This window comes from Streptomyces sp. NPDC051286, from assembly GCF_044455345.1.
Taxonomy (GTDB): domain Bacteria; phylum Actinomycetota; class Actinomycetes; order Streptomycetales; family Streptomycetaceae; genus Streptomyces.
This window is the reverse complement of sequence record NZ_JBITER010000028.1, coordinates 15,570-26,976: the sequence shown is the minus strand read 5'-3', so window position 1 is coordinate 26,976 and position 11,407 is coordinate 15,570. Positions and strand designations below refer to the sequence as shown.

General features: G+C 69.5%; 7 protein-coding genes. 3 read left to right on the top strand and 4 right to left on the bottom strand.

Annotated features, from left to right (window positions below):
* Nucleotides 1-38 precede the first annotated feature (38 nt).
* On the top strand, nt 39-1,139 hold the full coding sequence (locus ACIBB8_RS25485; protein ID WP_398955805.1) for an ImmA/IrrE family metallo-endopeptidase: 1,101 nt from the start codon (nt 39-41) through the stop codon (nt 1,137-1,139).
* 10 nt (nt 1,140-1,149) lie between these two features.
* On the top strand, nt 1,150-2,355 hold the full coding sequence (locus ACIBB8_RS25480; protein WP_398955803.1) for a hypothetical protein: 1,206 nt from the start codon (nt 1,150-1,152) through the stop codon (nt 2,353-2,355).
* Here ACIBB8_RS25480 and ACIBB8_RS25475 read toward each other — a convergent pair.
* The 4 genes from ACIBB8_RS25475 to ACIBB8_RS25460 form a co-directional block, all read right to left on the bottom strand.
* Entirely contained in the window at nt 2,340-2,954 is a 615-nt protein-coding gene (locus ACIBB8_RS25475) for a hypothetical protein (RefSeq protein ID WP_398955801.1), read from the bottom strand. The genes ACIBB8_RS25480 and ACIBB8_RS25475 overlap by 16 nt on opposite strands.
* 51 nt (nt 2,955-3,005) lie before the next feature.
* Nucleotides 3,006-3,323, bottom strand: a complete 318-nt coding sequence (locus tag ACIBB8_RS25470; protein ID WP_398955799.1) for a hypothetical protein — start codon at nt 3,321-3,323, stop codon at nt 3,006-3,008.
* Nucleotides 3,324-3,417: 94 nt separating this feature from the next.
* Nucleotides 3,418-4,392, bottom strand: a complete 975-nt coding sequence (locus ACIBB8_RS25465) for a DNA polymerase thumb domain-containing protein (RefSeq protein ID WP_398955797.1) — start codon at nt 4,390-4,392, stop codon at nt 3,418-3,420.
* A gap of 6 nt (nt 4,393-4,398) precedes the next feature.
* Nucleotides 4,399-7,869, bottom strand: coding sequence for a DNA polymerase III subunit alpha (locus tag ACIBB8_RS25460; protein ID WP_398955795.1), 3,471 nt, complete (start codon nt 7,867-7,869; stop codon nt 4,399-4,401).
* 483 nt (nt 7,870-8,352) lie between these two features.
* Between ACIBB8_RS25460 and ACIBB8_RS25455 the strand changes: the two genes are divergently transcribed.
* Entirely contained in the window at nt 8,353-11,403 is a 3,051-nt protein-coding gene (locus ACIBB8_RS25455; protein ID WP_398955793.1) for a DEAD/DEAH box helicase family protein, read from the top strand.
* The last annotated feature ends 4 nt before the right edge of the window (nt 11,404-11,407 follow it).

Genomic DNA, 11,407 nt, shown 5'->3' with positions numbered 1-11,407 from the left:
ATTCTGAGGTTCAGATTGAGGTCGGAGGAGGTGAAGTCATGGTCGGCAGGCAAGCTCATCCCGGGATGCTCGTCCTGCTGCGTGAGTCCCGCGGACTCACGCAGGTCGAGGTCTCCGCGGCCATGACCAAGGCCTCGCCTCTGGGCGCGACGGCGGTTTCGCAGGGATACGTGAGTCGGGCGGAGTCCGGGCGGCTCACCGTCGGCGACGACCGGCTGGAGTGGTACGCGACCGCGCTCGGCTACCCGGAAGATTTGCTCTGCCTGGATCCGCAGATGGGAGGAGTGGGCGTCGGGCTGATCCATCACCGCAAGAAGGCCGCCCTTTCCGCTCCTGCGCTGCGCCAGGTGCATGCTCAACTTGCCTTGACGCGTATCCAGTTGTCGGGAATCGCATCGGCTACGAAGACCTCTCGTGGTACGGCTTCTGCTTTTCTGCGCGTTCCCCTGGACACGCTCACGACTCCGAAGGACGCCGCCCGAGAAGTACGCAAAGCGTGGAAACTGGCCCCCGGACCGGTCCCGAACGTGATCGAGGCAGTCGAGAAGGCCGGAGCCCTTGTGACCGTCCGCGATCTTGGCAGCGACCTCCTGGACGCTGTCAGCCAGTGGGATGGCGTGGAACCCCCGCTACTCTTGGTCAACGGCCGGGCGCCCGGCGACCGTTGCCGGTTCAGTGTCGCCCATGAAATCGGCCATTTGATCATGCATGCGGAGCCCGGCAGCGGGCCTCAGCAGGAGAAGCAGGCCGATGGCTTCGCGGCGGAGCTCCTCATGCCAGCAGCGGACATCCGGAACGCCTTCAAGGCTGGCGTCGATCTGCAACGGCTCATGGAGCTCAAGCGGACCTGGCGGGTGTCCATGAGTGCTCTGTTGCGTCGCGCCCTGGACCTGAACGCGTTGACCGAGTGGCAGCACCGCACACTCGTCATCGAGATGTCCGCACTCGGCTATCGCACAGCCGAACCTGTCGAGATCCCCCGTGAACAGCCCCGGACCGTCCCGGCACTCGTACGGACTTTGCTCGACGAGCACGGGCTTACTCTCGAATCGGCAGCAACCTGCGCTCGGTTGCTGCCGGAGGACTTCCAGCACTTGTACGTCGAAGGTCACCGCACGTCACCGTTGCCGTCGCATTGAAGGACCGTCCATGACCGACGTTTCCGCTGTCCCTCTCCCTCCCCGCCCCTCCGGATCCGACGCCGCGTCGGACGGCATTGGTCTTCTGCGCGGCCGCATGCTGATCCAGACCCGCCCCACCTTCGTCAAAAAGGTGTCAGAGCAGATCGCTCCCAGCCTCAGCGGGTTGCTTCTGTGCGGCGACGGCGCCATGCGGACCGCACAGCGGATGCGCCGGGACGACGGGCACGACGGCGTCCTGCTCACCGATCCCGCCTGCTACGAACAGGCAGTCGCCACCGAGGAGTCCCCGTTCCCCGAGAGCGAGGCGGAGGGGTTCTTCCTCAACGACCCGCTGGAGGTGTCCCTCTCCCGGCAACGCGCGGCCGGCGTCACCGCGCCGATCACCCCGACCGGATACATCCAGGCCGAGGACTCCGACGCGCTGCGTGCCGCCGTCCTCCGTATCAAGGAACTCGACGACCCTTCGGTGATCTTCGCGGTGCCGATCGACGTGGCCTGGCTCCGGAACGAGGAGTCGACCAAACAGCTGATCGGCTACCTCCAACTGACCTCAGGCCCCAAGGCGATCATGCTGGGCGGGCAGATGGACCCGCTCGCCAGGTATGCGAAGGCGGTCTCCCACCTGCGCATGCTGGTCACCCAGGTCCCGGACGCAGCCCTGGTCCGCGCCGACCTCGCCGCCTTCGGCGCACTGGCGGCCGGCGCGCTCTTCACCGCCTTCGGTGCGAGCGGCAGCCTCCGGCACGTCGTCGCTCCTGGAGAGAAGGCACAGACCAGTAGGAAAGGGGGCGGCGGACCCACCGCACCGCACGTACTCCACCCCGAACTGATGGACTTCTACCTCGGGGACAACCTGGCGAAGAAATACGGCGGCACCCCTGCGCCGATCTGCGACTGCTACGCCTGCGAAGGCCGCTCCCTGGACGTCTTCACCAGCAACCACTCGCCACTGCCCGCCCAGGCCGCGGCCCACAACATTGCCGTGCTCATGAGCTGGCTCCGCGATCTCTGTGCGATCCCCGCGGGGATCGCACAGGAACAGTGGTGGCACGACCGATGCTGCCGTGCCGTCGATCAGTACCCACTGCTGAACGCCGCCCTGCGGCAGCCCGGCGCCTTCAAGGTGCCCGAGCAACTCAACCGGTGGGCCCTGGCCGCACCCGAATCCGTCCCTGTCCCGCTCGAAGCGCCGGAAGCTCAGCGCACCCGCTGATACAACTCCTCGACGAACCACCATGCCGCCGCGGTGTGACGCTGCGGCCGGTAGGTCTCGGGCTCCAGGGCCATCTCGATCTCGTCGCCTGTGTCGATGAGAACTCCGATGCCGTAGAAGTCGGCCTCCGCCAGGACTTCGTCCAGGCGTGCGGGGCGGCGGCTGAGCAACATGGCGCGACGGCAGAACGGGGCGAACCGTCCCGCTCTCTCCAGCCCCTGTCGCCAGCCGGGGGCTGGCACCACTGCGAGATCCACCTGCAAGGGGCGCACCGCGCGCCGCGTGACCGTCCTCCGGTCCCGGTCCGCTGCTCCGGCAGGAAGCGAGCGCAGCGCGCGCCTCTCATGCTGATCCAGTGAGCCAAGCGGGAGCGGCATGCCGACGGGAAGCGACAGCAGCGTCTCCAGCGGGTGCATTCGGTCCAAGCGCCCCGCGCCACTTTGCTGCCGACGCTCGTCCTCGGCGGGGTCTAGGCGGTAGAAGAACACCGCTTCCACGCCCATGACCTGGGTGAACGCAGTTTTCCCGCCCGGTTCCACAAGCTGGGCAGGCACCGTATTCACCGGGCCGCCGCGCACGGAACTCACCGAGGTCATCATGGCCTCCACCCTGCCTCACCCGGCCGCGACCGCAAACACCGGCCCCGTCGGCTATCCAACCTGTTCCATTCCTGCCACCGCTGCCAAACGACGCAAGAGGCCTGTCAGGTACTGCCAGAGCTCGTCATCGTCGCTGCGTCGGTAGCGCTTGCGCCGCTCGCCCGGATCCTGCGGAAGGCTCACGGCCAGCCCAGCCTGCACCAATGCGTGGATGGGCGCCTGATAGAGGCTGGCCGAGATCCCGTGGGAAGTTGCCAGATCTCCCATGGAGACGCCCCGGTCGTCCGCCTGTGCCAGCGCCAGCAGCACCTCGGCCCGGTAGCGATTGCCGAAGAGACTCACCGAGAGCTCACGCAGCCCCTCGGGCACGCTTTGAAACATGATTCATGATTCGTTAATCACGTTTCCTCTGTCAACCTGCAGGGCCGAGGCGTTCCGTGCCGGCCCTGCGGCAGTTCGGCACTCACCGCAGGCCCGCGGTGCTCGCGGGGCGTACCGCCTCCTGACCGAAGCGGGCCCGTGCCCGGTCGGCGGCGGCCTCGATGCGGCGGGTTTTGTCGTCGTCGGGGCCGAAGGTGAGCTGCCGGGAGGCGGAGGCGGCGTCGCCGAGGTCGCTTGCGCGCAGGGTGAGGGAGCGAACGCGGGCCCGCTGCAGCCCGAGCGTCAGATGCAAGGCGTGGGCTGCCGCGCGGAGTTGGGGGCTGTGCGCGGTGGACTCGGGCAGGGTGCGGCTGCGGGTGGTCGTCGAACGGTCGGCGTACTGGACGGTTAGCGTCAGTGCACGGCAGGCCTGCCGTGCACCGCGCAGGCGGGCGCCGAGCTGTTCGGCGAGATGGGTCAGGGCGGCGCGCTGTCGGGCGGCGTCGAGCTCGTCGCGTACGAAGCGGTGCTCGGCGCTGAAGGTGCGGGGCGGGGCACCGGCGGTGACGCGGCTGGGGTCGATGCCGGCCGCGCGTTCGTGGAGCCCTCGTCCGGTGGCCGTGCCCAGGATGCGCTGGAGCGTGAGCAGCGGCGTGGCGGCGATCTGGTCGGCGGTGTGCAGACCGTACGAGGCCAGGGTGCGGGCGGTGGCAGGACCCACGCCGGGCAGCGCGGCGGCGGGCAGGCTGGTGAGGAAGCGGGTGATGGTCTCGGGGTCGTCCGGGACGGCACGGATGGCGCCGGGCTCCCCGCGGTGCGCGACGAGCTGGGCGAGCAGCGGATTGGGACCGATGCCGACTGTCACGTCAAGGTCGAATACGGCGGCCGCACGCATCCGGATCAGGCCCGCGAGCCCGGCGGCGTCGCAGTCGAAGTATCGGGTGCTCCCGGACACGTCGGCGAGCGCCGCGTCCGGCGGCAGCGCCTGCACGACAGGCGTGAACTCGCGGAGTGTGTCGATGAGTCGGTGGTATGTGGCTTCGGGCTGCGGGTCGCCGAAGTGGACGTAGAGGATCATTGACGGTCACCCTGCGCTTCCGGGGCTCGCATGATGGAAGGACCTTCCGGTAAGGGTGTCGAGAGCGGTCAGGGCGGTGGCGGAGGGCGGGGTGCCGGGCGGCTGCAGGTCGGCCCAGGGGTGCAGGGCGTAGCCGGTGGACTGGGTGAGGGTGCGGCGTGGTCCCGCCTTGCGCGTGGTTGGCGGCGCGGGGCGGGTGAGGTGGTCGGCGACGGCGGCGGGGCCGCCCTCGCGGTACAGGCCGACCAACTCGGCGAGGTCCCAGGCCGCGATGCCAGTGATGCTGAAGGCGCGCGGCGGGCGGCGGGCCAGGGTGCCGCGTACGAGCAGCAGATTGCTGTGGAAGACCGTATGGGCGCAGCGTGCGTGGCTGTCCTCGAAGAACGCCAGGTCGGACAGGCCGGTGGGGTCGTCGAGGGTGGCGAAGATGACACGCTTGCCGGAGCGGATCGGCGGGGTTTGGGTGGCGACCTTGACGCCCGCGACGAGCACGGTGGCGCCATGCCTGAGCCCCGGCAGGTCGGTGGCGGGGGTCGCACCGATGTCGGCGAGCAGGGATCGGTGCTCGTCGAGGAGGTGACGCGAGATGTCCATGCCGAGCACGTCCAGTTCGGCGGCGAGCTGTTCGGAGGTGGACATGGCCTGCAGGCCCGTGACCGGGCCTGCAGTGCCGTCCGGCCCGGTCGTCATGTCATCGCTCTCCATGGGGAGTTGGCCTACGGCCGAGTCGCCCTTGCCGCGTCCGGAACGGTGCAACTCGGCAACCTTCAGCAGGAGTTCGCGCCGCACGCCGAAGGAATCCATCGCCCCGACCTGCGCCAGGCGTTCGGCCAGCGGACGGCTGGGCCGGGCGCGCTGCCAGAAGTCCTCGAGCGAGGTGTACGGCTGCCCGGCGGTGATGCGCTCGCTCTCGGCCTCGGTGATGCCGCGCAGCTGCGAAAGCCCGATCCGCACCCCCCACTTGCCGGACACCAGTTCGATTGTGTGTGCGGCCCGGGAGTGATTGATGTCGGGCAACAGCAGCGGGACCCCGTGCCGTCGGGCATCCGCCGCCAGGACGCGCTTGTGGTACATCCCCGGATCGTGCGTGAGTAGCCCGGCGAGCAGGGCCGCCATCCGGTGCGCCTTGAGCCAGCTCGACTGGTAGGCGGGCTGCGCGAAGGCCGCGGCGTGCGCCTTGGCGAACCCGAAGCTGCCGAAACCCTCCAAGATCTGCCACACATCCCGTACGGCCTGGACCGGATAACCGCGCTTACGCGCCTGGTCGGCGAACCACGCCCGCACCCGCCCCTGCCGCTCCGGGTCGGACAGAGCACGCCGTGCCTCGTCTGCCGTGCCCCGGTCACAGCCGGTCAGCGTCGCCATGATCGCGATGACCTGCTCGTGGAAGACCACCTGGCCCTCGGTCTCCTCAAGGATCGGCTTTAGGTCCGGGTGGGCGTAACGGATCCTGTTCTGGCCGTCGCGGGCTTTGATCAGCGGCTCCACCATGTTGGCCGCGACCGGTCCGGGCCGGAAAAGGCTGATGTCGAGCGCCAGGTCGTCGAACGACCGCGGCCGCAGATTCCGCACCAGCTCTCTCTGCCCCGGACTCTCCAATTGGAAGGTCCCCAGGGTGTCCCCGGAGGTGATCATGTCGTACGTGGCCGGGTCGTCCGGCGGTACCTGTGCGGGATCGTCCAGGTCGAGGCGTTCGCCGGTGACGCGTTCTATCTCTGCGGCCGCGTGCGCGAGCGCCGACTGCATCCGTACGCCGATGACGTCGATCTTCGGGTGCCCGGTGTCCTCGATGTCCTCCTTGTCGAACTGGGACATGGCGATGTTCTCGACGGTGGTCGGCGCCACCGGGGTGCGCCGCAGCAACCCGGCGTTGGAGACGAGGAGCCCGCACGGGTGCATCGCCGCCTCGTGCGGCAGCCCGTCCAGCGCCTCCACCAGCTCCCACAGCCGGCCGTGGTCCTCAGCGGCGACCTCGCGCAGCTCCGGCAGCTCGGCGAGCGCGGCCCGCACGTCCTTCGCCCGGATGTGCGGGAACGCCTTGCCGAGCCGGGCCGCCTCGTCCGGGTCCATGCCGCGGGCGCGGGCCACGTCCTCGATGGCGCCGCGCGCCCGGTAGGTCTTGTAGACCGCGAGCGTCGCTACCCGGTCGGCGCCGAATCGCTCCCGTACCGCCTGATAGACCTCCAGGCGGCGGGCCGACTCCACGTCCAGGTCGATGTCGGGCAGTGCGGACCGCCGTGCGGACAAGAACCGCTCCATGAGCAGGCCGTGCGCCACCGGGTCGACCGGGCTGATGCCCAGGAGATGCGTGACGAGGGATCCCACCCCCGAGCCGCGGGCCGCGACCCGGATGCCGAGGCTTTGGGCTTGTGCCGCGACCTCGGCGACGGTCAGGAAGTACCCGGCGAAACCGTGTCCGGCGATGATCCTCAGCTCGTCCTCGAGCCGGTCCCAGCGCTCCACCTCCCGGTGGTAGCCGCGGTTCATCATGCCCACCGCGCACTTCTCGGCGAGAACGCGGTCGGCGGTGTCCGCCCGCGCGCCCACCAGCTCGGCTTCGGGAAGATTCAGCCGACCTAGACCGAACGCTTCGCCCGGGTCGACCACGCAGGCCGCCGCCGTCTCCTCGGTCACCGCGAGCAGCCGCCGCGCCTCCAGGCCCCGGCCACCCACCGCCTCAGCGATCCGCCCGGCGATCCGCTCCATCTCCCCGGCGTCCTTCAGCCACCGCTGCCCGCTGTCGAGACGAGACGCGTCCCGGCCATCGATCGGCACCAGCGAACGGGCGGAGTCCAGGATGTCGGCGACCTCACCCTGATGCGGGTCGGCATAGCGCACGGCGTTGCTCAGCACGGCCTTCACCTGCTGTTCGGCGGCGAAGCCCGCCATTCGTGCGGCAAGACGCAACGACCCCGGCCCTGTCCCGGTCCGCCCGTGCCACGACACCTCAAGGCGCAACGACCGGCCGAACCGCTCACGCCACGGATCCAGCAGGGCAGTGGCCCGGTCGGGACGCCCCGACGCCAGTGCCTGCCCCACCTCGGAATCGGCTCCGAGCAGCACGAACACCTCGTCGTCCGGACAGGCCAGCTCCTCCCAGGTGACGCCCTGGTCGGACGCCGCCGACACGAGACGGCACAGCTCGGCCCAGCCGCGCGCGGTCCGTGCCAAGAACACCGCGCGCAGTGGCGCCTCCGTCGCGAACGCACCGCCCCTGGCGGGGGTCCGCTGCCGCGCCGACGCCGCCGCCCCGGACGGGGACGCACCAGGCACAGCCAGATCAACGCCGAAAAGGGGCCGGATCCCGGCTCCCGCGCACGCCTTGGCGAAGCGCACCGCGCCCGCGAGTGAGTCCCGGTCGGTCAGCGCCAGGGCATCGAGCCCCCGCTCTGCAGCCCGCTCTGCCAGTGCCTGCGGGTGGCTGGCCCCGTAACGCAGTGAATAGCCGCTCGCTGCACGGAGATGCGTAAACGACATACACACCTCCTGTTGCTCATAACCCCCCTTTGCGCCATCTGTTCCAGTCGACCGTGTGGGTCACCCTAACTCCATCTTCGCACATTCGTTCGAAAGGCGGAGTGGGTGATCGTGCCTGCGGTCGGCGTCGGCGATAAGGGGTCGGTTGAGGGTGATCTGGCTGCCAGGCGGCCATTCGTCCCGATAGCCATCGGCGAAACACGGTCAGTCGCTGAAGGTCGACGGACACCTTCGCGTGCTGCATCAGCAACACCGATAAGGGGCACCGTGAGCCGCGCCCGCCGGCCAGCGCTCCATCTTCGGTCGGGGGCGTTATGTGGTGTGGGCCGGATGCAAAACGAGCGGGCAGGTCCGTCGGAGCTGATGCGTAAATCACTCGTATCGGATCAAAGTGTCAGTGTTGTGCGCAGGGGGCGGACGGTAGGGTGAGAGCTGTTCTGTAGCGGATTCCGCGGCGCCGCAGTGCAGGTAGGGAGGGTCGGCGTGGCTCTGGAGCCGAGCGTGCTCGAAAGCCGGTTCACGGACCTGGCTGTCGCGTCAGCCAATTTCGGATTCCTGCTCCCCCACGAACCGCTTCTTGTTCTTCACGGTGCATCCTGTGAGGCCCGCGCGGCTACCGCGCCCGCCGAAGCGGTGGCGGCGGCGCGCCAGTTCGGTGAGGTTCTCGCCGCTGAGCTGGGCCGCCGGGGCGGGGTGCGCCTGCCCGCGGGCGATCAGCTGGCCCGTCTGGACCTCCTATCCCGCGCTGGGATGCTTCCCGGGCCGGTTCGGGACGCGTTCAACGACCTTCACCGCTTCGACGGCGGTGCGCATGATGAGTGGGAGGTGGCGGCGCATCTGGTCGGGCGCTGCTTCGCGCTGGCCGCCTGGCTCTTCCGCGCGGTGACCGGCGACTCGGAGCCGATGACCTTCGTCCACGCCTCAGCGTCCGATCTGCGGGTTCTGGCGCAGCGGGTCGCTGTGCTGGAAGAGGACCTGCCCCGGCTGCGCAGCGAATTCGACCAGCGCGCAGCTCCGGCGCCCCTGGCGGTCGCCGAGCGTGAACAGCTGATCGTCAGCGCGCGCGATGCGGCCTATGAGCCGCTGCGCGAAGCCGACATTGCCGCGGAAGTGCAGCGCAGGCTCGCCAAGGCGGGATGGGGCGTTCTGGGAGTCGGCGAGGAGTCTCAGCTAAACCGTTCCCTGGGCTGCGTCCTGGTGCAGCCCCGTCTGGGCGGAGGACTCCGCGCGGACATGCTGCTGACCGTCGGCGGACAGGTGGTCGGGATCGTCGAGTGCAAACGGGACGGCATCGATCTCAACGAGGCCATGGAGCAGGCGGGCACACTGGCGAAGGCCCCGGCGGGCTCCCTGCCGTGGCCCGTGTGGCGCTCGCCGCTGCCGTACCGGTACGTGAGCGACGGCCGACGTCTGCTGTTCTGCGACACCAATGACCCCGAATCCCACGCGCGCCTGATCAGCGGCTTCCATCAGCCCCGCACGCTGGCCCGCTGGCAGCGCGAGGCGGAGGCGGACGGTGGCGCGCCGACCTACCGGGCCCGCCAGGCCGCCTACCTGCAGCGGCAGAACGAGGGGTTCGACCAGCTGCGCCAGGCCCAGCGCAGGGCGGTGCGGGCCATCGAGCAGGCCCTCGCGGCCGGTCAGCGGCGCGCCCTGGTGCAGATGGCCACCGGCTCCGGGGCGAGCTTCACCGGGGTGTTCACCGCCTACCGACAGCTCCACTACGCGCGCGCGGGCCGGATCCTGTTCGTGACCGACCGCAAGGTCGCCGTGCATCAACTGATCCACCAGCTGCGCCAGTTCAGCATGCCGGACGGTGGGCGCCCTCTCGATGACGTGTACCCCGTCCATGAGCTGACCGCGCACGGCCTGGCCCCGTCGGCTTCCGTGGCCGTGGCCACGGTGCAGCGTCTGTCGGCCATGCTCTCCGACACGCAGACGCCCGAGGACGGATCCGAGAACGTGTCGGCGTACGAGACCGCCGAACGGCAGGCGCATCCCGATGCCACACCCCTGGAAGTGACCTACTGCGAGGCGCTGCCGCCCGACGCGTTCGATCTCGTCATCGTTGACGACTGCCACCGCGCGCTGTACGGACAGCGGCGTGCCCTTCTTGAATACTTCGACGCTCCCATCGTCGGATTCAGCGCGACGCCGACCGCCACCGTGCTGGGATTCTTCAAGGGCAACCTGGTCAACTCCTACAGCTATGTACAGGCCGTCGCCGACGGCGTCGCTGTGGACTGCTCCGTCTACGAGATCCGGGTCGCCAGCGAGCGGCAGCCAGCGTCCGCCACCCCAGTCGGCGCGGTTGGTGTTCAAGACCAGAGCTCGCGCCGCGCCCGCTACGAGGACCTGGACGAGGAGCTGACCTCCACCGCAGGGCAGGGCCCGGCCAGGGCTGTCCCGACCGAGCACTTGGCGGCGGTGGTGACGGCTTTCCGTGACGCGCTGCCGACCCTGTTCCCTGACCGGATGCTGCAGGGCGGCGGGCCCGGCGTGGTCCCCAAGACCGTGGTGCTGGCGCAGGACGGACAGCATGCGGACGAGGTCGTAGAGCGCATCCGCGACGTGTTCGGCGCCGGGGACGACTTCTGCCGGCGGATCATGCACCGCGACGCTCATGCGGAGCACCTGCTGAGGGATTTCCGCACGACACCGCAGATCCGGATCGCGGTCGTGACGGATCTGATCTCCGGGATCAGCGACATGCGGGCGATCGAATGCCTGCTGATCCTGCGCGAGGTGCGCTCCGCCACCTACTACGAGCAACTGCTTGCCATGGGAACGCAGACCATCTCGTCCGCGGCACTGCGCGCCGTCACCCCGGGGGCGGTTGCCAAGACGCAGCTCGTGGTCGTCGACGCGGTGGGCGCTTCGCGTCACCTGCGGCCGCTGGTGAATGTGACGGATGCATCCGGGCAGGAGGGGAGGGCCGCCTTGGAGCACCTGCTGGACCGCGTCGCCAGCGGGCTGGTGACGGCGCAAGAGACGGCCGAACTGGCCATCAGACTTGCCCGGCTCATCCCCACGCTCAGTGACGCCGACGGTGCCGAGATCCGCAAGCTGGCAGGCCAGCCGCTGCAGGAGCTAGTGACCCGTCTCCTTGACTCGGTCGACTCGGACCACCAGGCATCCCTGCGCCGGGCAGGCGGCAAGAGAGCCGTCGACAACGAGCGGCGCACGGCCCTCTACCCGCTCACCGAGGAGCCCGAACTCCAAGAGGCGCTGCTGAACCTTTACGGCCGGCCGGCCCCTATGTTGGTGACGGCATCCGAAAGGCGTAGCCGCCAAACGGAGACAGTGCGCCAGCGTCTGGTCGAGTTCGTTGAGCGGTCCGGACACTTCACCCCGGCCCAGCTGTGGTGGCTCGAGAAGATCGCGGACGTGGCGGCCGCCGATACCCACTTCGCCCCGGCGTATCTCGACAGCATCCCCTTCTCGGCGCGCGGCGGCACGGACGGCTTCCTCGACGCCTTCGGGCCCGACGCCGCGATTGACCTCCTGGACGAACTGCGCAGGGCTCTGGCGTGATGAA